This window comes from Nisaea sp. (genome assembly GCF_034670185.1).
In the GTDB taxonomy this organism is placed as follows: Bacteria; Pseudomonadota; Alphaproteobacteria; order Thalassobaculales; family Thalassobaculaceae; genus Nisaea.
Genome location: NZ_JAXMNY010000001.1, coordinates 1,901,010 through 1,920,362, shown reverse-complemented (window position 1 = coordinate 1,920,362; position 19,353 = coordinate 1,901,010). Strand labels below are relative to the sequence as shown.

Annotated in this window: 21 protein-coding genes and 1 riboswitch; of the genes, 10 read left to right on the top strand and 11 right to left on the bottom strand. The window is 61.3% G+C overall.

The annotated features are described in order from the left end of the window. The first annotated feature begins 67 nt into the window (after window positions 1-67). Genes VOI22_RS09110 through VOI22_RS09100 form a run of 3 tightly spaced genes read left to right on the top strand, consistent with a single transcriptional unit; the run spans window position 68 to window position 3,544 of the window. On the top strand, window positions 68-982 hold the full coding sequence (locus tag VOI22_RS09110) for a ribokinase (RefSeq protein WP_323796190.1): 915 nt from the start codon (window positions 68-70) through the stop codon (window positions 980-982). A 59-nt stretch (window positions 983-1,041) separates the two neighbouring features. Beyond that, window positions 1,042-2,313, top strand: a complete 1,272-nt coding sequence (locus VOI22_RS09105) for an amidohydrolase family protein (protein WP_323796189.1) — start codon at window positions 1,042-1,044, stop codon at window positions 2,311-2,313. Between the two features lie 58 nt (window positions 2,314-2,371). Beyond that, the gene (locus VOI22_RS09100; RefSeq protein ID WP_323796188.1) at window positions 2,372-3,544 is read left to right on the top strand and encodes a M20 aminoacylase family protein; all 1,173 of its coding nucleotides are present in this window, start codon (window positions 2,372-2,374) and stop codon (window positions 3,542-3,544) included. Window positions 3,545-3,554: 10 nt separating this feature from the next. On the opposite strand, the gene VOI22_RS09095 is transcribed toward VOI22_RS09100, so the two are convergent. Continuing rightward, window positions 3,555-3,869: a multidrug efflux SMR transporter gene (locus tag VOI22_RS09095; protein WP_323796187.1), complete on the bottom strand. Its 315-nt coding sequence runs from the start codon at window positions 3,867-3,869 to the stop codon at window positions 3,555-3,557. 165 nt (window positions 3,870-4,034) lie between these two features. Between VOI22_RS09095 and VOI22_RS09090 the strand changes: the two genes are divergently transcribed. The 5 genes from VOI22_RS09090 (at window position 4,035) to VOI22_RS09070 (ending at window position 7,478) form a co-directional block, all read left to right on the top strand. Then, window positions 4,035-4,679, top strand: coding sequence for a cysteine hydrolase (locus tag VOI22_RS09090; RefSeq protein WP_323796186.1), 645 nt, complete (start codon window positions 4,035-4,037; stop codon window positions 4,677-4,679). A gap of 14 nt (window positions 4,680-4,693) precedes the next feature. Continuing rightward, window positions 4,694-5,293: an ABC transporter ATP-binding protein gene (locus tag VOI22_RS09085; protein ID WP_323796185.1), complete on the top strand. Its 600-nt coding sequence runs from the start codon at window positions 4,694-4,696 to the stop codon at window positions 5,291-5,293. Beyond that, complete coding sequence (locus VOI22_RS09080) at window positions 5,290-6,096, top strand: ABC transporter permease (RefSeq protein WP_323796184.1); 807 nt, start codon at window positions 5,290-5,292, stop codon at window positions 6,094-6,096. Before VOI22_RS09085 ends, VOI22_RS09080 begins: the two co-directional genes overlap by 4 nt. Window positions 6,097-6,333: 237 nt before the next feature. Beyond that, a complete protein-coding gene (locus VOI22_RS09075) occupies window positions 6,334-6,768 on the top strand; it encodes an antitoxin Xre-like helix-turn-helix domain-containing protein (protein WP_323796183.1) in 435 nt (144 codons plus the stop codon). Between the two features lie 98 nt (window positions 6,769-6,866). Continuing rightward, a complete protein-coding gene (locus tag VOI22_RS09070; protein WP_323796182.1) occupies window positions 6,867-7,478 on the top strand; it encodes a hypothetical protein in 612 nt (203 codons plus the stop codon). A 15-nt stretch (window positions 7,479-7,493) separates the two neighbouring features. On the opposite strand, the gene VOI22_RS09065 is transcribed toward VOI22_RS09070, so the two are convergent. The 10 genes from VOI22_RS09065 to VOI22_RS09020 form a co-directional block, all read right to left on the bottom strand. Further along, a complete protein-coding gene (locus tag VOI22_RS09065) occupies window positions 7,494-7,880 on the bottom strand; it encodes a hypothetical protein (protein WP_323796181.1) in 387 nt (128 codons plus the stop codon). A gap of 76 nt (window positions 7,881-7,956) precedes the next feature. Continuing rightward, window positions 7,957-8,892, bottom strand: coding sequence for an ABC transporter permease (locus VOI22_RS09060; RefSeq protein WP_323796180.1), 936 nt, complete (start codon window positions 8,890-8,892; stop codon window positions 7,957-7,959). Further along, window positions 8,889-9,857, bottom strand: a complete 969-nt coding sequence (locus VOI22_RS09055) for an ABC transporter permease (RefSeq protein ID WP_323796179.1) — start codon at window positions 9,855-9,857, stop codon at window positions 8,889-8,891. Before VOI22_RS09055 ends, VOI22_RS09060 begins: the two co-directional genes overlap by 4 nt. A 38-nt stretch (window positions 9,858-9,895) precedes the next feature. Next, window positions 9,896-11,596: a peptide ABC transporter substrate-binding protein gene (locus tag VOI22_RS09050; protein ID WP_323796178.1), complete on the bottom strand. Its 1,701-nt coding sequence runs from the start codon at window positions 11,594-11,596 to the stop codon at window positions 9,896-9,898. Between the two features lie 89 nt (window positions 11,597-11,685). Next, window positions 11,686-12,309, bottom strand: a complete 624-nt coding sequence (locus tag VOI22_RS09045) for a glutathione S-transferase family protein (RefSeq protein ID WP_028464419.1) — start codon at window positions 12,307-12,309, stop codon at window positions 11,686-11,688. Window positions 12,310-12,335: 26 nt separating this feature from the next. Next, window positions 12,336-13,022 carry an orotate phosphoribosyltransferase gene (locus VOI22_RS09040; protein WP_323796177.1) on the bottom strand — a complete coding sequence of 229 codons (687 nt, stop codon included), beginning with the start codon at window positions 13,020-13,022 and terminating at the stop codon, window positions 12,336-12,338. Window positions 13,023-13,077: 55 nt separating this feature from the next. Continuing rightward, window positions 13,078-13,797, bottom strand: coding sequence for an ABC transporter ATP-binding protein (locus VOI22_RS09035; protein WP_323796176.1), 720 nt, complete (start codon window positions 13,795-13,797; stop codon window positions 13,078-13,080). After that, window positions 13,794-15,461 carry a branched-chain amino acid ABC transporter ATP-binding protein/permease gene (locus VOI22_RS09030; RefSeq protein ID WP_323796175.1) on the bottom strand — a complete coding sequence of 556 codons (1,668 nt, stop codon included), beginning with the start codon at window positions 15,459-15,461 and terminating at the stop codon, window positions 13,794-13,796. Before VOI22_RS09030 ends, VOI22_RS09035 begins: the two co-directional genes overlap by 4 nt. After that, a complete protein-coding gene (locus VOI22_RS09025) occupies window positions 15,454-16,347 on the bottom strand; it encodes a branched-chain amino acid ABC transporter permease (protein WP_323796174.1) in 894 nt (297 codons plus the stop codon). Before VOI22_RS09025 ends, VOI22_RS09030 begins: the two co-directional genes overlap by 8 nt. Before the next feature lie 26 nt (window positions 16,348-16,373). Continuing rightward, window positions 16,374-17,489 (bottom strand): ABC transporter substrate-binding protein, encoded by a 1,116-nt coding sequence (locus VOI22_RS09020; RefSeq protein ID WP_323796173.1) that lies wholly within the window; start codon window positions 17,487-17,489, stop codon window positions 16,374-16,376. 76 nt (window positions 17,490-17,565) lie between these two features. Next, window positions 17,566-17,669: riboswitch (TPP riboswitch) on the bottom strand. Between the two features lie 156 nt (window positions 17,670-17,825). On the opposite strand from VOI22_RS09020, the gene VOI22_RS09015 reads away from it, so the two are divergent. Further along, the gene (locus VOI22_RS09015) at window positions 17,826-18,890 is read left to right on the top strand and encodes a tartrate dehydrogenase (protein ID WP_323796172.1); all 1,065 of its coding nucleotides are present in this window, start codon (window positions 17,826-17,828) and stop codon (window positions 18,888-18,890) included. Window positions 18,891-18,894: 4 nt separating this feature from the next. After that, complete coding sequence (locus VOI22_RS09010; RefSeq protein WP_323796171.1) at window positions 18,895-19,353, top strand: MaoC family dehydratase; 459 nt, start codon at window positions 18,895-18,897, stop codon at window positions 19,351-19,353.

Genomic DNA, 19,353 nt, shown 5'->3' with positions numbered 1-19,353 from the left:
GTGTAAACTTCGCAATTTCTGTATCTAGAAAGACTTACTAACATACAGCACCGGACGGAAGCAGATCATGATCGTCGTGTTCGGATCCATAAACGCCGACCTTTTCTTTTCCTTTGCCAAATTACCCCGGCGCGGGGAGACCGTGCTGACCGACAGTTTCACTTTCTGCCCCGGCGGGAAGGGCGCGAATCAGGCCGCCGCCGCTGCCCGGGACGGTGCCGCTGTCCGCTTTGTCGGTGCTGTCGGGCAGGATGCGAACGCGGCGCCCTGTCTGGACGCGCTTGCTGATGCCGGTGTGAACATTTCCGGCATTCATGCCGTGGAAGGCGTAACCGGCACAGCAGTCATCTCGGTCGAGGAGAGCGGGGAGAACCAGATCCTCGTTGCCAGCGGCGCTAACATGAAGGCCTCGGCGGATTGGCTGTCGGACGATCTGTTGGCCGAAGGAGCAACCCTGCTTCTGCAAATGGAATTGCCTCAGGCTGATACCGAAATAGCAATCCGGCGTGCCCGAACACGGGGATGCCGGGTGATTCTGAACGATGCCCCGCTTGGTCCGCTCTCAACGGCTGCTATCGCCGATGTCGATATCCTTATCGCAAACGAGGAGGAGGCTATGGGCCTGCTCGGGGCCAGCGCCGGACTTGAGAACGCGGATCTCGCCCGCGGTCTCGCGGGGCTCTGCCGGGGCACGGGAATTATGACCATCGGGGCGCAAGGCGTTGTCGTCGCGTCGGAAGGACACTGTTTCCAGGTGCCGGCGCTGCCCATTCAGCCGGTCGACACTGTGGGCGCGGGCGATACGTTCTGCGGCGTTCTGGCTGCCGCACTGGATCGGGGAGCGAGCTTGCTGGACGCGGCGCGGCGCGCGGCGGCTGCGAGCGGTGTCATCTGTACCTTGCCAGGAGCCCAGTCTCCGGAGTTGAATGAGGCACGGATCAACGCGGCCCTGGCCGACCTGCCTTCCGTATTACACGTCTAAAGACGACAACAAACGCAGCGAACAAAGAGCGGGCCCGACAGGCCCGGTGAGGATAAATCATGACTACTGAAACCCTTTATGAGGGCGGTGCAATTCTCGACGGAGAGGGCGCTAATCTCGAAAATCACGGCGTGATGGTGCGTGACGGCAGGATTGCCGAGGTGGCGCCGCGTGATCGTTTCCAGGGTTTTACCGGTTTGCGGGTTGATTTCACCGGCGGCACGCTGCTGCCGGGGCTGGTCGATTGTCATGTGCATCTCTGCATGGGCGGCGAGGGCAACCCGGTTTCGGTTCAGTCGATGATGACGCCGGGCCAGATCACCATGGCGGCTTACAAGCACGCGCAGATCTCGCTGATGGGCGGCATCACCGCGCTGCGCGACTGCGGCGGCAAGGACTATCTGGAGCTCGCGGTGCGCGATGCCTGCAATAGCGGCGCCCAGATCGGTCCGAGCATTCTCTGTTCCGGCAAGATCATCTGCATGACCGGCGGACACGGCAACCGCAACGGCCGCATTGCGGACGGGCCGGATGAGGTGATCAAGGCCGTGCGCGAGCAGATCCATGCCGGCTCTGATCTGATCAAACTGATGGCGACCGGCGGCGTGATGACCCCGGGTGTCAGTCCGGAAGATGCGCATTTCACGGCCGAGGAAATGGCCGCCGGGGTGGCTGAAGGCAAACGGTTCCACAAGCGCGCCGCCAGCCATGCCCAGGGCGGTCTTGGTATCCTGAACGCCGTCCGCGCCGGCGTTGCCTCCATCGAGCACGGTATCTTCATGGACGAGCAGTGCCTGAAGGAAATGCTGGAGGCCGGGACCTATCTGGTGCCGACCCTGGCGGCGGTGAAGAACATCGTTTCCAACAAGGATAACGGCATCCCGGCTCAAGCCGTGGAAAAGGCCATCCGGGTCGAGGAACGGCATATCCAGTCGATCCAGATGTTCTACAAGGCGGGCGGCAAGATCGCCATGGGCACCGATGCGGGCACGCCGTTCAACAAGCACGGCAAGAACGCTCTGGAGCTGCGTTACATGGTCGATATCGGTATTGCGCCAATGGACGCGATTATCTTCTCCACCCGCAACGGCATCGACCTTATGGGGCTGGAGGAACGCGGCACCGTCGCCGTAGGCAATCATGCCGATCTGCTGATCGTCGATGGCGATCCGCTGGCCGATATCGACCGGGTTGCGGATCGGGCCAACCATCGTATGGTGGTGAAGAATGGCGTTCCGGCCCGGATCAGGACTGACTCCACCGAGCACGAGACACGCAGCCCTGCGGACAATGTGCTCCGCTTTGCTTCGGCCGCTAACGCGGCTTTTTGATCTGAACTTGGGCCGCAAACGCGGCCTTTTGAATTCAACCAACGGAGCGGATTATCCAATGCCCATCAATAATCGGATCGCCGAGTTCCACGAGGAAATGACTGCGTGGCGGCGTGAGCTGCACCGGCACCCCGAAACAGCTTTCGAGGAGCATTGGACCGCGGCCTTTATCGCCGAGAAGCTTGAAAGCTTTGGCATTGAGGTCCATCGCGGACTTGCCGGAACCGGCGTGGTCGGCACGCTGAAAGGCAATGGCGAGGGCGGTGCTATTGGCCTGCGCTCGGACATCGACGCGCTCGACATCACTGAGCAGACCGGTGCCGAGTATGCCTCGGAAAATCCCGGCAAGATGCATGCCTGCGGCCATGACGGGCATACCACCATGCTGCTCGGCGCGGCCAAGTATCTCGCGGAAACCCGGAACTTCTCCGGCACAGTCCAGTTCATCTTCCAGCCGGCTGAAGAGAACGAGGGCGGCGGCCGGGTGATGGTCGAGGAAGGCCTGTTCGACAAATTCACAGTGGATTCAGTCTGGGGCATGCATAACTGGCCGGGCATGCCGGTCGGCACCGTCGCGGTGCGTCCGGGCCCGATGATGGCCGCCTATGACATGTTCGAACTCGACATCAAGGGTGTCGGCGGGCATGGCGCCATGCCGCATCTCGGTATCGATCCGATCCTGGTCTCCGCCCAGGTGGTCACGGCCCTGCAGAGCATTGCCAGCCGCAATGTCGATCCGATGGATGCTGTGGTGGTCTCCGTCACCAAGATCCATGGTGGCGACGCCTACAACGTCATCCCCGGCATGGTTCAGCTCGCCGGTACCACCCGGTCTTTCCGGCCGGAAGTGCGGGACATGATCGAGCCGAAGATGAAGCAGATCATCGATGGTGTCTGCGCCGGTTTCGGTGCGACCGCCGAATTGCGCTATGAAAAGCGCTACCCGCCGACCGTGAATTCCGAGGCCGAGTCGGAGATCGCCGCGCAGGTCGCCGAGCGTCTGGTCGGCAACGAGATGGTCGTGCGCGACCCGACCCCGAGCATGGGCGGCGAGGATTTCGCCTTCATGCTGGAGAAGAAGCCGGGTTGCTATATCTGGATGGGTAATGGCGGTGGCGGCGAGGGCAAGATGCTGCACAATGCCGGATACGATTTCAACGATGAGGCTTTGCCCTGGGGTGCCAGCTACTGGAGCCAGCTCGTCGAGGATCAGTTGCCGCGGGCGGGTTAAGTCGCTGCGGTCACTCAGCCGCTTTCATCATGACCATTCCGGAAACAATCAGACATGCCGCAGCCGCGCGCATCGGGGTGAGAGTTTCTCCGAGGATCAGTACGCCGACCAGGAATGCACCGATGGCGCCGATGCCTGTCCAGATCATGTAAGCGGTGCCGAGCGGCAGGTTGCGCATGGCGATAGCCAGAAGCGCAAAGGAACCGGCCATGGCAATGGCCATGATGGTTGTCGGTACCACTTGCGTGAATCCGTCGGACTGCTTCATGGCGAAAGCCCATACCACTTCGAGAAGTCCGGCAAGTGCCAGGAGAATCCAAGGCATCTCTGCCTCCCGTTAGATCGGGTCGTCCCGATGAATTTGCCCGATGCGGGGAGGTCGTCCTGCATCGCTGAGTTTAGCCTTGGTGCCGAGCCTCAGCAAGGCATTGCGCAAGCGGCGCCGGGCTGAAAGGATAGTCCAGAGCAGCAGCCCTTCCGAGGATAAGCCATGGCCAATGCAGTGAAGTCCAAGCGCGGCCTGATCGAGGGCCGGCCGGCCCTGATCGTCATCGACATTCAGGCGAGCACTTTCATTGACGACAGTGAAGTCCGCTCGATCGACAACATGCCCGGATACAAGGAGCGGATGATTCTTGCCCGAACCGCGATCGATAAGGCGCGGGAGAGCAATATTCCGGTGATCTTCATCCAGGAAGTGCATCGTCCGGACCTTGTAGATTTCGAACGTGAGCTGGATGGCGACGAGGACGTGCACTGTCTGGAGGGAAACCCCAATACGGACATCGCGGTTGCGGAAATGGATTTTCGTCCGGAGGATTATCTCATCCGCAAGCGTCGCTATTCCGCCTTCTTCGGGACTGATTTCGAAATCCTGTTACGGGGCCTGAAGGTGGACACGTTGCTTCTGGTCGGCGGTCTGACCGATGTATGCGTGCATTACACGTTTGTCGACGGCCATCAGTCAGACTATTTCTGCCGCGTTATCGAGGATTGCGTTGCCGGCTCCAGTACGGAAGCCCATGAGGCCTCACTGCGGGCGATGGAATATCTGCAGACGGGAGCGCGTCGGTCGCTTGAAGAGGTCCTGACCGCCATGGAAGATTATGACGCAGGAAAAATCGAGGCCGCCTGAATGCAGCCTTCGAAATGCTGGTAATCAAGGGCCTGACACGTCTTCACCTTGGACCGCTTGATCTGGAAATAGGGGTGGGAGAATGTGTCGCCTTGCATGGCCGCTCCGGCTCCGGGAAATCGCTTTTCCTCCGGACGATTGCGGATCTCGACCCCGCTGACGGAACTGTCGCACTGGACAGCCAGGACCGTAACAGCATGCCGGCGCCCGATTGGCGGCGGCAGGTCGGCTATCTGCCTGCGGAGCCCGGCTGGTGGGCTGACCGTGTCTCGGCGCATTTTACCGACTGGAGTGCCTGTCAGCCCATGGCCGAACGGCTGGGGTTGGACCCGGCAGCGGGAGACTGGTCTGTCTCCCGCCTCTCCTCCGGGGAGCGTCAGCGTCTCGGGCTCGTCCGACTTCTGGAGAACCGTCCCCGCTGCCTGTTGCTGGACGAGCCGACATCCGCTCTCGACGAAGCGGCAACGGCGGTGGTCGAGGAGTTTGTCGGAGAGCATTGCGAGGCTGGCGGATGCTGTCTTTTTGTGACCCACGATCCCAGGCAATTCACCCGCGTCGCCCGGCAAGGCTATCGTCTTGAAGAGGGCAAGCTGGTTCCGGAGAGCGGTGCATGAATTACGTGACGCTCGACTATGCCGATCTTGCACTGGCGGCCTCCCTGCTTCTGATCAACGGCGCGATCTCTGTCGCCCTCTCGCTCGGTCTTGCGCGAAGCCTTGCCATCTCTGCGGCTCGGATGGTTGTGCAGCTCCTGCTGATCGGGCTGATCCTCGACTTCCTGTTGGCCAGTGTCTCGCCTTTCTGGACCGGGTTTGCCGTGCTGGTGATGCTTGGTTTCGCCGGATACGAGGCAATGGCGCGGCAGGACCGGCGTCTGAAAGGCTTCTGGGCCTATGGCCTGGGTGCCGGCGTGATGACGTTGGCGGCCCTGCTGGTGATGAGTTTTGCCCTGATCACACAGGTTGCGGCCGACCCCTGGTATCACCCGCAATATCTGTTGCCGTTGCTCGGCATGGTGCTGGGCAATTGCATGACTGGCGTGGCGCTGGCCATTCGGTCGATAACCGGCGCGCTGGCTGATGGCAGGAATGCCGTAGAGGCGCAGCTGACTCTTGGCCGATCATTCCGGCTTTCGACGCAGCCAATGGTCCGGTCCGCGCTCAAGACCGCCATGACCCCGACCATCAATTCGATGGCGGCGACGGGCCTGGTGTCTCTGCCCGGGATGATGACCGGTCAGATCCTAGCCGGGATCGACCCGGTCGAGGCAGTGAAGTATCAGCTTCTGGTCATGTTCCTCATCGCCGGGGCAACGGCAATTGGAGTTACCGGGGCTGTATTCGCCATCAGTCGGCGCCTTTCTGATCATCGTCACAGGTTGAGGTTGGACAGGCTGACCGATATGGCGTCAGATTGACGAAATATAGTATTTGTTTAGAAAATTTTTCACTGAATTTCGGTAAAGTTTTATTTTAATTAAGATGTGCGATACTTGGAATTTAAGGTCGCATGAAGTATATTTGTTACGACAATGATATGAGTGCTGTGCTTTTATTGACTTCTAAAGATTGACCTGCCGCTTGAACGGCGGGCATGTGCCACCGCGCACGCAGGGGAGCCGACACGAAATACTTCGGCAAGGGTTTATTGGACTATGAATCACATTTCCGGGGACCATGGCGATAGGTCGCAAAACGATCGCCTGCAAAGAACCAAGGATCGCAAGGAACTGACACCAGTCGCGGTCAAGACAGTGGCGACATTGTTCGATCTTTGGTCGTTGCCGCAGCGCAAGGCCGCCAAGCTGATGAATGTCGATGAGGCGACCTGGGCTGCTATGGACGAGGGCAGCTGGAAAGGCATTCTTTCGGCTGAACAGCTTGAGCGCACATCCGCATTCGTCGCGATCTACCGCAGTTTGACCGAGATTTTCGGGGAAACGAACGGCGAAAGCTGGCCGACAGCGAATAACCGGCTCGATCCTTTTCAAGGCAAGCCGCCGGTGGACTTCATGGCGATTGGTGATATCAACGAAATACAGGCTGTCCGCCGCCACTTGAAAGTAGTGCAGGAAGCAGCGGGGATGTGATCCGCTTTTCAAAACCGCTTGTTTAATCCGGGCGCAAATCGATTTCCATTTTTTGGCGCTCTTGCCACGGTAGGCATATGAAAAATCGAGATAATTCAATGCACTCACAGGTAGAGCAACCAGAGCTTACGGATGATGAGATCCGTAGGGCCGGACGCGCCATTCTCGATGGGCAGTTCCGGGCAGAGTTCGGCTGCGACGTCCACAAGATCAGCTTCGTTGAGGAGATGGACAGTCTGCCTGAGTCGAAGCTCACGTTTCTCTACAAGCTCTGGCTCGACAAGGCCGATCCGGAGACAGGTCTGCATAATCGTGCCGATTTCGATATGCTGTCCATGCTGCCTGCTGTTGGCAACATCATGATTCTGGACGTGCTCCGGTATGGTCTCGACGCCCGCTACCGATTGTACGGGACCGAAATCTCAGACTCGTCGTCAAAAGACTGGACCGGTCGCACAGTCTCCGAAATGAACCGCACAACCCGGCACGAGCTGGCGTTGATGTATCGCGCTGTCTATCTGGCTGTTTATGAGTCGAACCGGCCGATTTACTCTGAGCACCTGGCGCCTATCTGGCTCAGCGGAAAGATCTGGCGCCGTGTGGTTCTTCCGGTCTCTTACGGCGGGGATGTTTGCGAGCGGTTCATCGTTGGAAACATTCCGGTCTCGTCGATACCGGTGGATACCGGACGTAAAGACGGATTGCTCTAGGTCCTTACTGCCGGACTAGCTGCAGGGGGCGTTGTAGAGCCAGCCGCCATCGGGGTGCGGCCGAGCATAGACGTCGATCGACTGATCGAAGCGCACATAGCAAGAGAACAGCGGCAGGGTCATGAAATTGGTCAGCACCAGCGAGACCGTGTCGCCACCGTACAGTGTCCCCGCCAGACAGATCTTGGTTCGACCGTTGCGTGCCAGACGAAAGCTGGTCCGCTCCCGGGTCTTGAGCTGGACCCGGCCGGTGATGGTGAAGGGAGCCCTGTTGCGCACCAGCACGCAAAGCTCACCGGTCTGACCCGCGCCGGGTGGGGCTTTGCCATCACGTCGATTGAGCACGGTCGCTTGCTCTTCCTCACAGGCCGCAAGGCCGAATGCGGCAAAAAAGATCAGCATGAGGAAGAGGGCGCGGATGCGGTTCATGGCGCCAAGCTAGAGGCGGGGTGGCAAGGCGTCAATGCGGCGCGGCAGCTCATCTTCCGCGTCTGTTCCGGGCCCGCGGATTTAGTGCGTCCTGGAGTCCGTCGCCGAGGAAATTGAAGGCGATGACGGCGGCGAAAATCAGCAGGCCTGGCCAGATGGCGAGCATGGGAGCGGCTGAGATCAGGTCCTGCGCGCCGGTCAGCATATTCCCCCAGCTCGGGATGGGCGGCTGGATACCGAGGCCGAGGAAGCTGAGCACGCTTTCGAACAGAATCACGTTGCCGACGGTCAGGGTCATGGCGACCAGAATGGGCGATGCCGCGTTCGGCAGCAGATGGCGGAACAGGATACGGGATGTTGGCAGACCCTGGGCACGGGCAGCCTCGATGAAATCCCGTTCCCGTAGGCTGAGGATCGTGCCGCGCACCAGCCGCGCCGTCGTGGTCCAGCCGACAAGGGCGATAATGGCGATGATCCGGTACAGGCTGAAACTCTCCGACTTCACCAACTCCGGCGGCAAGCCGACCTTCGCCGGATCTATGGCCGCAAGCACGATCAGCAGCGGCAGTAAGGGCAGGGAAATTACCCCGTCGGCGAGCCGCATCAGCACGGCGTCAGCAATGCCGCCGCGATAGCCCGCGATCAGCCCGGCCACTGTGCCGATGGCGGTGGCGCTCAGTGCGGCGGCGATCCCGACCGTCAACGACACCTGGCCGCCGTCGAGCAGCCGCATCAGCAGATCCCGGCCGATCTCGTCCGTACCGAGCGGATGGGCGGCGGACGGAGCCGCGGAGATATTGAAGAGGTCGATGGATGTGGCGTTGATGTCGAAAATGGCGCCGATCAATGGCGCGCTGAAACAGGCAAGCAGCAGGCTTGCGAGCAGGGTCAGGCTGGCAGCAGCAGAGCCGTTGCGCACCAGTCGCGCGAAAAGACTGTGCCGGCGCCTTGAAAGCAGGTGGAAGTGGAAGGGGGCGATGCTCATACCTGGCGCCCTCCGTTCAGCCGGATGCGCGGGTCAATCAGGCCGTAAGCGATGTCTGCGGCGATGTTCGCGGCCAGGGTAATGGCGGTGGCCAGCAGCAAGCCGACAAGGGCGAGGTTGTAGTCGTTGCCCATCACCGCATCGTAGATCGTCTTTCCCATGCCGAGATAGGCGAACATTGTCTCGACAATCAGGGCGCCGGAGAAGAGAGCACCGAAATCGAGCGCCATGATTGTAACCACCGGGATCAGCGCGTTGCGGAAGCCGTGGCGCCAGAGGATGGTGCGTTCGGCGACGCCTTTTGCCCGCGCCGTGCGGATGTAGTCCTCACGCAATACCTCGATCATCGCCGCCCGGCCGTGGCGGGTATATTGAGCGATGCTGGCGACGGCGAGCGTGATGACGGGAAGTACAAGATGGGCTGCCCGGTCAACGAAGCCGCCATCGCCGATTGTCTTCATGCCGCTTGCCGGGAACAGGCCGAGCGTGACGGCGAAAAGCAGGATGATCAGCAGTGCGAGCCAGAATGCCGGAACGGATATCCCGGCGAAGCAGAGCAGGTTGATCAAACGGTCCGTGAGGCTTCCGGGACGGCGCGCAGCAGCGACACTCGCAGGCAGGGCGATCGAGACGGCAAGAAGGAATGCCAGTCCCATCAGCAGCAGGGAGTTGAGCAGCCTTGGTGCCAGGACATCCAGAACCGGTGCACCGAACAGCCTGGAATAACCGAGATCGCCGTTGAGTGCGCCGGCCAGCCAATCGCCATAGCGCTCCAGAAAGGGCCGGTCGAGGCCGTGCAGGGCGCGCAGGCGCGCTACATCGGCGGATGTCATGTTCGGATCGCCGGCCAGCATCAGGTCAATCGGATCGCCCGGCATCAGGGCCAACAACCCATAAGTCACGAAGGACATGACCCCGAGCACGATCAAGGCCTGAAGAGTACGGCGAACCAGAAATCCGGTCATGGCGGTCCGGGATTTCTCATGACGTTACTGGCATGGCGTTACTGGCTCGCACTTGATCCGTCGCGCCACTGCTCGACCCAATAGGTGGAGCTGTACTTATGTCCGGTCGGTCTCAGCCCTTTCAGCCATTTTGGCAGGATATAGGCATCGGATCGGAAATAGAGCGGAAGGACCGGCAGGTCGGTGGAATAGAGGGTCTGCTGCTCGGCCCAGAGCGCCCGGCGTTTTTCCCGGTCGAGCTCAACCTCTATGGCATCGATCAGTCTGTCCATTTCCGGGCTGCTGTAGCCGGTGACGTTCTGACCAGACCAGTTGTTTGCTTCGGTCGGGATGGACGTAGAATAGAGCGTGGTTTTCGGGAGGGATTCCGGAGCGGACAGCCAGGCGAACATGGCCATGGCCGGGAATTTGCGTTTCTGGACGGTCTCGCCAAAGAACACCCGGGCCGGCTCGTTGCGGATCGTCACCTCGACCCCGACCTTTTTCCAGTAGTCCTGTAGTACCTGCTCGACCAGCTCCCGGATCCGGTTGCCAGCGGTGGTCATGATCTCGAGGCTGAGTTTCGTGCCGTCCGGCTTGTGGCGAACGCCATTCTTGATCTCTGTCCAGCCAGCCTCCTCCAGCAGCGCCTTGGCGCGCGACGGGTCATAGGGATAGAGGGGCAGATTGTCATGGTAAGCCCAGTCCAGCGGGTTGACTGCGCCGTGGGCCACCGGCTGGTTCCCGGCGAACAGCTTGTCCGAGATCGCCTTGCGGTCGATGGCGTGAAGCAGGGCGCGGCGCATCTTCATATCGGCCAGCACCGGATTGTCGAGATTGAACTCGATATGCTCGTAAATCAGTCCGGGCTTGTAGATAACGTCGAACGTATCGCCATGCCGCTTCTCGAAGCCGAGCGCCTGGTCGAGGGTGAGCCCGGCTTCGCCCGCGATGTAATCGATGGCGCCGGAAAGCAGGTTGGCCTCGAGCGCCGCCGTCTTTTCGATGGTCTTGACCACGATACGCTCGAAGACCGGCTGCTTGCCCTGCCAGTGCTCGTTCCGGGTCAGCACAATATAGGCGCCCTCATTCACCTCCGTGACCCGATAGGGGCCGTTATAGAGGCCGGGCGTGCCGGGCGCGGTTTTGTAGAGGGTTCGGTTCTTGTACTCCCGCGGGTTGGCGAAAGCGTCGCGCTCCAGATGGACGGGCAGGAGCTGGAAATCGCCAAGCGTGTTGTAGCGGTAGTCGATCTTGTCCCGGACGATGGTGAAAATACGGTCGTCCTCGACCTCGATATCGAGGATTTCCTGGTAGCTGTTGGCATCCGCGACACCGGTTTCCGGATGGCGCCCGACCTCCCAACTGAACAGGACGTCATCGGTGGTGATTGGCGTGCCGTCACCCCAGATGGCGCCCGGCTTGATCGTGTAGGTCGCGCGCACGCCCTCACGGCCGGTTTCCTTCCCTGTCGCGTCGAGCACAGCAAAGCGTTCCGCCCGCTCGTTCCCGAAGGTCGGCAGTTCCGTGCACCAGAGGCAGATTGGCTCCCAGTCATGCCCGAAGATTGTCATCTGCCGCTGCGCCATGCCGAGCACATAGGTCTTCACCAGCATGGAATCGATCATCGGGTTCAGCGTTGTCGGGAACTGGGTTATTCCGATGACGAGCTGTTCACGCGCGTCTGCGGGGCGGGGAAGGGAAAGTGCGGAAAGAAACAGGAGCAGCCAGAAGGTCAGGACGCGGGCGGATCGTCGCATCGGGGGCTGTCTCCGTCTCGGTGGATTGATCTTGAAAGAATAAGAGGCGCGGCGGGGGATTTCCAGCGCCGCGCTCCGGTATTGATAAATCAGGTCAGCGGAATATCCAGCACGTGTTTCCTGAAGGCTGGACGCGCGGCGATCCGGTCGTACCAAGCCTCAAGAGCGGGCATGGACGGCCGGTCCTGGATCAGGGTCATCCAGCGGTAGCAATTGATGGCAATCGCGATGTCCGCCATTGTCAGTCTGTCGCCCATGATGTAGTCGCGACCCGTCAGCCGCTCATCGAGGATCTTCCAGATCGGGATCATGTTATCCCGCGCGCCTTCGATTGCCGCCAGATCACGCTCTGCTTCAGGTGTCCGGACCAGGCCCCAGAAAATCACCGTGATCGGGGCCAGAACGGTAGTCTGCAGCCAATCCATCCAGCGGTCCGCATCCGCATAGGCGCGTGGGTCTGCCGGCGCCATGTCGCCAGCCGAGTACTTGTTGCAGAGATAGCGAACGATGGCGTTCGATTCCCAGAGGACAAAATCGTCCTCGATGATCGTCGGAACCCGGGAATTGGGGTTCAGGGAGAGGTAATGACTGTCTTTCGTGTTGGCGAAGGCCCCGCCGAAATCCTCGCGCTCATTCGGTATCGACAGCTCCTCGCAGAGCCAGGTTACCTTCTGCACGTTGCTCGAATTATTACGGCCGAGAATCCTCAGCATCACTCTTCCCCCAGATTGGTTTCTTATTAGACGTCGACGGTTTCGCGGGTAGCGGCCCAGCCGTCCGGATCGCGCAGGAACTGACGCACTTCGCTGAGCTGCGCTTCGGTGAAGCCGCGCTTTTCCGCAGCCGCCAGCACATCCCACCAGGTGCAGAGACCGTGCAGATCGACGCCTTTCTCTTTCATGGAGGAGGTGCTTTGCGGGAAGTTGCCGTAGTGGAAAACCACGAAGCAGTGAGCAACCTCGCCACCGGCTTCGCGGATGGCGTCGATGAAGGAGAGCTTGGAGCCGCCATCCGTTGCCAGGTCTTCGACCAGAAGGATGCGCGCGCCATCTTCGAATGTGCCTTCGATCCGGGCGTTGCGGCCGAAACCTTTCGGCTTCTTGCGAATATAGAGCATCGGCAAACCGAGCAGGTCGGCGATCCAGGCGGCGAAAGGAATGCCTGCCGTCTCACCGCCGGCCACGGCATCGAACTGCTCGAACCCGGCCTTCTGGGCAAGCAGTTCGACGCCCATCTCCATCAGCTGCTTCCGGGCGCGGGGGAAGCTGATGATCTTGCGGCAATCTACATAGACCGGGCTGAGCCGACCGGAAGTGAAGGTGAACGGCTCTTCCGGGCGGATATGCACGGCTTCGATCTCGAGCAGGATATTCGCTGCGGTCTCGGCGATGCTCTGGCGGAAGTCGGGGGTTGTGCTCTCGTCCATCGACGGGGATCTCCAAAGGCGGGCTAGGCGATTTTCGGCGAGCATAAACCAAGCGTCAGCGCTGTTCACCCTCGGAAAGCAGGATTGTTTTCAAGCGCTCGTGAGAAAGTGCGGCTGCGGGCTCATTCAGGACCAGAGTGCCCCGGTGCAACACCGCGATCCGATCGGCCACGGAGAGGGCCGTGGCTGTGCTCTGCTCCGCCAGAAGCACAGCGGCACCATCATCCGCAAGCCGGCGAATGGCGGGAAACAGCTCCTGGCAGATAACGGGGGCAAGGCCAAGCGATGGCTCATCCAGCAACAGGATTTCCGGGCGCTGCATCAGCGCGCGCGCTATGGCGACAACCTGTTGCTGCCCGCCGCTGAGGCTCCAGCTTTCCCGTTCGAGGATGGTGCCGAGCAAAGGGAAGAGGGCGCCGAGTTCGGCAATCCGCCCGAGGCGTTCGGCGTGCGATGCAGCCATTGCGGCATGCAGGGTGTCCGAAACCGTCATGCCGGGGAACAGGCGGCGTCCTTCGGGGCAATAGCCGATGCCGAGCCGCGCCCGGTCCGGTGTGTCGGTGCCAGAGAGTGACTGGTCCCGGAACAGGATTTCTCCATCCGTGAGCGTTTCCAGGCCCATGGCGGCGCGCAGCAGGCTCGATTTTCCGGCGCCATTCAGGCCGATCAGGGCAACGATCTCTCCTGGCGCAACATCGAGAGTGAGGTTGCGCACCGCCATCGCGCCGCCGCGCCGTACGGAAACATTCCGGAAGGAGAGCAGCGCGGCACTCACAGCGGGCTCTCCCCGAAATAGGCGCTGATGGCCGCCGGGTCACGGGCAACGTCGCGGGGCATTCCCTCGGCGACGACCTGTCCGGCACTGAGGCAGATCACCCGGTCCGCCAGGGGCAGCAGGAAATCCATCGCGTGATCGATCAGCAGGATGCCATGGCCCGCATCCGCCAGCCGCTTCAGCAAAGCTGAAAGCTCCGCGCGTTCCACCTCGTTCATCCCGGCGGCCGGCTCGTCCAGAGCGAGGACGGAGGCGCCAGCGGCAAGGGCGCGGGCGATTTCGAGATGCTTCAGGGCCGCCGGTGGCAGGGTTCCTGCGCGTTCGTTCGCGCGGCTTAAGAGGCCGACCTCGCTCAGTCGGGCCTGAGGGCTCTCGCCTTCGGAGACAACCGCCTCAACGCTCTCCAGCACGGTCAGGTCCGGTGCGATCTGCGGATGCTGGAAACTGCGGCAGAGACCGGCGCGGGCAATGAATTCTGGTGGTTTGCCGGTGATGTCACTGTCGCCGAGACGGATTCGCCCACCATCCGGTTTCTCGATGCCGGAGATCAGGTTGACCAATGTCGTCTTACCGGAGCCATTCGGGCCGATGAGGCCGAGAATTTCGCCAGGGGCGAGGGTGAGGGAGACGCCGTCCAGCGCGGTTACGCCGCCAAACTGTTTGGACACAGTCTCCACGGACAGGCTGAGCGGAGCGGGCGCATGCGGTGCCGCAGCGTCGCCTGTTACGATTGCGGATGCCTTGCTTTCCCAAAAGAGACTGGCAAGTCCGCGCGGCAGGAAGACGATGGCGGCGAGCAGGGCCGCGCCATAGACCACAAGATAATAATCTGCAAAATCCCGGAACCACTCCGGCAGATGAACCAGCAGCAGGGCGCCAAGCACGGCCCCGACGGGTGAGGTGCGTCCGCCAATCACGGTCATGGCGAGGATCAGTACCAGGACGTGGAACTGCAAGACGTCCGGTGAAACGACGCCGACCGCGTGTGCCTGCAGCGCTCCGGCAAGTCCGCCAAAAGCCGCGCTGGCGATGAAGAATCGGAAACGGATTGCCGCCCCGTCGATACCGAGCGTGGTGGCGGCCAGAGGCGCTTCCCGCAGGGTCTCGACCGCCAGCCCAAGCCGTCCGGCTGTCATCCTGTGCGAAATAAGGAGTGCCAGGCCGACACAGGCCCAGACCAGTATGGTCAGCGGCAAGCCGTGCCCGAAGGAAACCGAGCCGATCTCGATGGGCGGCACTCCGTACAGGCCGTTCGCGCCGCCGGTGACCTCTGTCCAGTTCGTGGCGACGAGGAGGGCGAGTTGGGCGATGCCGAGGGTGGCGAGCGCGAAATAGTGCGAGGCGAGACGGAGCACGGGAATTGCGATGAGGGCGGCCAGAACGCTCGGCAACAGGATGCCTGCGGCCAGTGTCAGGGGGAATCCAAGGCCGAGTTCCAGCGCACCAAGACCTGCCGCATAGGCGCCAAGCCCGAAGAAACAGCCCTGAGCTAGTGACAGTGCACCAAGGCGGCCGAAGATGAGCTGATAGCCAATCGCGGCAATGGCATAGATCCCGGCACGGGTCAGGACATGCAGAGCGTAATCGCCTGCGTAGAACAGGGCATAGAGCGCCAGCGCGGCAACTACGGCGCCGAGAATCAGACGGGAGCGCGGGTTAGACACGGGCGCGTGCCCGCTCCGGCAGAAGCCCCGACGGTCGGAACACCAGCATGACCAGTAGCAGCGCATAGAGCAGGGCCTCTGCTACCAGATAGGAGGTAAGCGCGGCGACAAGGGTCTCGAAAATGCCGATCAACATTGCGCCGATCACCGCCCCGTCGAGCCTGCCCCAGCCGCCGATGGTTACCGCGATATAGGCTTTCAGCATGAACAATCCGCCATCGTTAGGGCTGACGAAGAACTGGTTGGACAGCAGCAATCCGGCCGCGCCCGCAAGCGCGATGGCGAGCGCGAAGGAGAGGGTGATCATACGCTTCGGGTGGATGCCGATGGCGGCCGCCATTTCAGAATCCTGTGCCACGGCGCGCATGTGTCGCCCGGTCTGGGTCCGGCCGAGAAACAGGCCAGTCCCGGAGATCAGGGCGGCTGCACAGGCCATCACCGCGAGTTGCTGCAGCGAGATGGACAGGCTGCCAATGGTCATAGGGGCGCCCGCGATGAGCGGAGGCCCGGCCCGGGGCGCGGCGCCGAAAAGGGCGTTCGCCAGATGCTGCAGCACCAGTCCGGCGGCGATGGTGCTGACGAAGACCGCGACCTGATGGCGTTTGCGCACGGGGAAATAGGCAATCCAGGCGAAGCCGGCCCCGACGAGTCCCATCAGCCCCATCACCAGCGGCAGCAGGAGCAGCCCTGGCAGCGCCGTCGCTTCGCCGATCAACGGGGCGAGCGCGATGGCGGCGAAACCGCCCGCCATGACCAGCTCGCCCTGGGCGAAATTCACCGCCCCCACGGCGTTCAGCACGATGACGAAGCCAAGCGCGATAAGGGCATAGGCGGCGCCGAGGGCGAGACCGTTCAGCAGGATCTGGGTGAGAGCAATGGTTGACATGGCTGGGGCGGGTGCCGGGTGCGGCTCTATTTCACGCCGCTGACATTCTCGTAGCGCCGCTTGATCGCCGGTACCGCGCTTTTGCCATCGTAACAGACGATGACCGCGTCATGCGCCATGTTGCCCTCGCCGTCGGATTTGTAGGTCATGGCGAGCCCGTCATAGCTGTTGCTGGCCAGCCAGTCTCGCACTTCTTCTGCGGTTCTGGCGCCTGAATTCCGCGCCGCGATCATCATGGCCGCGCCGTCATACTGGGCCAGCGAGAAAGCGTCGGGCTCGGTTCCAAAACGGGCTCGATATTCCGATGTAAAATCCTCAACCGGACCTTCTGGCTCAGAAATCGGCGAGGACGCACTTTCGGCGCAAACACCGGCGAGCTGCTTCGGGTCCAGCAGGGCGGCCGTGGTCGGCTGGTGCATGGCGGAGCCGGCAAGGATCGGCAGGGCGATGTTATGGTCCCTGGCCTGGCGGATCACCAAAGCGGTAGAGCCGGAATGCAGGTGCAGCAGGATCAGGTCGGGTTTGGCCTCCTGCATCCGGGTCAGGGCAGGCAGCATGTCCTTCACCGAGACGTCGATGGCTTCCTCAAACACCAGCGGCGCCCCGAGATCATTCATGATCCGGCGCAAATGCTCCGCACCGCTCTGCCCGTAGGCAGTGGTCTGATGGAGCAGAGCCGGGCGTTTGGCGCCGAGTTCCTCGATAGCGTACCGGGCCTGCGCCACCTTCACCACGCTGTCGCCCGGGAAGAAACGGAACACCCAGGGAATGCCGATCTCGGTGATCTTCGCCGTGCCGGAAACGGTGAGCAGCGGAACGCCGGCGCGACCGGCGATGGGCAGCATGGCCAGCATTTGCGTGCCAAGCATGGAGGCAACGGCGGCACTCGGCTCGCCCTCCAGCGCCCGGCGCAACGCGGTGACGGCACCTTCTGGAGAGGTGCCTGTGTCGGTCACTTCGGGTTCCAGATCGAGATCCTTGCCATAACGCTCGATGGCCAGTACCGCGCCGTTGCGCTGGGATGTTCCTTCAAGAGACAGGAAGCCGGTGATCGGCACCAGCACGGGGATTGTCTCGGCTTTTGCGGTCAGACTTATGGCCATAAGCGCGGTCAGCGCGACGGCGGCGGTTTTCAGGAACATTCCCGGCACTCCAATAGGTCCGTTCGACGGAACGGCAGATTCAAAATCGGGGCGAGAGGAATGAACGCGACCGCATCTGCAGTCTCGTGACGTCTCCCTGCGCCGGCATGACCCGGATCAAGTTCGATGGGTATCCTCTCAGTTCCGGCTACGAATTCCGAAACACCCCAGCATCACGAGGCCAACCTGCGGCCCGGTCATAAACTTGTCAAGAGACGGTCGGGGAAGAAGCCGTGAGCAGATTGAACCGGATTAGTTCCACGGAGTGGTTTGTCCGACCGCGTCCCCAGCCTATTATGCGGCCAACAAGAAAATCTGATGCGGAGGAAAAACCCAATGTCGAAAATCAATATCGCGGTGATCCCGGGCGACGGTATCGGCTGGGAGGTCATTCCGGAAGGCATCAAGGTGCTGGAGGCAGCGGGGGCGAAGTTCGGCATTGAGTATGATTTCACCGAATTCGATTGGAGCTGCGAGCGCTATAAGAAGACCGGCATGATGATGCCGATCGACGGGATCGAGCAGTTGAAGGAATTCGACTCGATCTTCCTCGGCGCCGTCGGTTTTCCGGGTGTGCCGGACCATGTTTCGCTCTGGGGCCTGCTGATCCCGATCCGCCGGGAGATGGAGCAGTATGTGAACCTGCGCCCGATCCGGATGCTCAAGGGCATGAATTGTCCGCTGGCGAACCGGACGGCGGAAGATATCGACTTCTATGTCGTGCGCGAGAATAACGAGGGCGAATACTCGTCCATTGGCGGGCGCCTGTTCGAGGGTACGGACCGTGAGATGGCGATGCAGGAAAGCGTCTTCACCCGGACCGGAACCGACCGGATCATGCGTTTCGCATTCGAGCTTTGCCAACGCACCGGCAAGAAGAAGGTAACCTCGGCGACCAAATCCAACGGCATCATTCACACCATGCCTTACTGGGACGAGCGCTTCGCGGCGATCTCGAAGGAATACCCGGATCTCGCGACGGACCAGTATCATATCGACATTCTGGTCGCGAATTTCGTGCTGCATCCGGACTGGTTCGATGTGGTCGTCGGCTCCAACCTGTTTGGTGATATCCTGTCCGATCTCGGCCCGGCCGTTGCCGGATCCATCGCTATCGCGCCGTCCGCGAACATCAATCCGGAGAAGAAGTATCCCTCCATGTTTGAGCCGGTGCATGGCTCTGCCCCGGACATCGCCGGCAAGGGGATTGCCAACCCGATCGGCCAGATCTGGTCCGGCGCCATGCTGCTGGAGCATCATGGGCATCAGGAAGCGGCGGACGCCATCGTTGCTGCCTGCGAGACGGTGATTTCAGGTGGTGGGCCGAAGACCCCGGATCTTGGCGGTCAGGCCACGACAGCCGATCTTGGCGATGCCATCGCCGCCGTGCTTCGGGACTGAGCTTATGCAGTCTCCTGTTTATTTCGAGGACCTGGAAATCGGCCAGGTCCTCCGTTCCCAGCGCAAGACCATGACGGAATCCGAGATCATCGATTTTGCCTGGAAGTATGACCCGCAGCCCTTCCATATCAGCGTGCCGGATGCCGAGGAGAGCCATTTCGGCGGCGTCATCTCCAGCGGTTTCCAGACCCTTGCCGTCAGCTTCAGGCTGGCCTGGCAGGCGAACGGACTGCAGGCGACCAATCTCGGTGCCGGAACCATCGATCAGCTGAACTGGCTGAAACCGGTGCGGCCGGGCGATACTCTGAGCTTGGAGATGGAAGTGCTGGAGAAACGTCAGTCCCGCTCCAAACCGGACAGGGGCTTTGTCCGGTTCAAATACACGACGTTCAATCAGGATGGCGAAGCGGTCATGACGATGGAGTGCCCGCAGATCGTTTCTTGCCGAGGAAAAGGTGATTAA

What these genes read in the sequence shown, in the direction of transcription:
- VOI22_RS09060 (WP_323796180.1), bottom strand. Translation starts at nt 8,892, where the DNA reads ATGAGCATCGCCCCCTTCCACTTCCACCTGCTTTCAAGGCGCCGGCAC.
- VOI22_RS09055 (WP_323796179.1), bottom strand. Translation starts at nt 9,857, where the DNA reads ATGACCGGATTTCTGGTTCGCCGTACTCTTCAGGCCTTGATCGTGCTC.
- VOI22_RS09015 (WP_323796172.1), top strand. Translation starts at nt 17,826, where the DNA reads ATGTCGAAAATCAATATCGCGGTGATCCCGGGCGACGGTATCGGCTGG.
- VOI22_RS09110 (WP_323796190.1), top strand. Translation starts at nt 68, where the DNA reads ATGATCGTCGTGTTCGGATCCATAAACGCCGACCTTTTCTTTTCCTTT.
- VOI22_RS09070 (WP_323796182.1), top strand. Translation starts at nt 6,867, where the DNA reads ATGCACTCACAGGTAGAGCAACCAGAGCTTACGGATGATGAGATCCGT.
- VOI22_RS09090 (WP_323796186.1), top strand. Translation starts at nt 4,035, where the DNA reads ATGGCCAATGCAGTGAAGTCCAAGCGCGGCCTGATCGAGGGCCGGCCG.
- VOI22_RS09085 (WP_323796185.1), top strand. Translation starts at nt 4,694, where the DNA reads ATGCTGGTAATCAAGGGCCTGACACGTCTTCACCTTGGACCGCTTGAT.
- VOI22_RS09010 (WP_323796171.1), top strand. Translation starts at nt 18,895, where the DNA reads ATGCAGTCTCCTGTTTATTTCGAGGACCTGGAAATCGGCCAGGTCCTC.
- VOI22_RS09050 (WP_323796178.1), bottom strand. Translation starts at nt 11,596, where the DNA reads ATGCGACGATCCGCCCGCGTCCTGACCTTCTGGCTGCTCCTGTTTCTT.
- VOI22_RS09020 (WP_323796173.1), bottom strand. Translation starts at nt 17,489, where the DNA reads ATGTTCCTGAAAACCGCCGCCGTCGCGCTGACCGCGCTTATGGCCATA.
- VOI22_RS09080 (WP_323796184.1), top strand. Translation starts at nt 5,290, where the DNA reads ATGAATTACGTGACGCTCGACTATGCCGATCTTGCACTGGCGGCCTCC.
- VOI22_RS09045 (WP_028464419.1), bottom strand. Translation starts at nt 12,309, where the DNA reads ATGCTGAGGATTCTCGGCCGTAATAATTCGAGCAACGTGCAGAAGGTA.
- VOI22_RS09025 (WP_323796174.1), bottom strand. Translation starts at nt 16,347, where the DNA reads ATGTCAACCATTGCTCTCACCCAGATCCTGCTGAACGGTCTCGCCCTC.
- VOI22_RS09100 (WP_323796188.1), top strand. Translation starts at nt 2,372, where the DNA reads ATGCCCATCAATAATCGGATCGCCGAGTTCCACGAGGAAATGACTGCG.
- VOI22_RS09065 (WP_323796181.1), bottom strand. Translation starts at nt 7,880, where the DNA reads ATGCTGATCTTTTTTGCCGCATTCGGCCTTGCGGCCTGTGAGGAAGAG.
- VOI22_RS09105 (WP_323796189.1), top strand. Translation starts at nt 1,042, where the DNA reads ATGACTACTGAAACCCTTTATGAGGGCGGTGCAATTCTCGACGGAGAG.
- VOI22_RS09075 (WP_323796183.1), top strand. Translation starts at nt 6,334, where the DNA reads ATGAATCACATTTCCGGGGACCATGGCGATAGGTCGCAAAACGATCGC.
- VOI22_RS09040 (WP_323796177.1), bottom strand. Translation starts at nt 13,022, where the DNA reads ATGGACGAGAGCACAACCCCCGACTTCCGCCAGAGCATCGCCGAGACC.
- VOI22_RS09095 (WP_323796187.1), bottom strand. Translation starts at nt 3,869, where the DNA reads ATGCCTTGGATTCTCCTGGCACTTGCCGGACTTCTCGAAGTGGTATGG.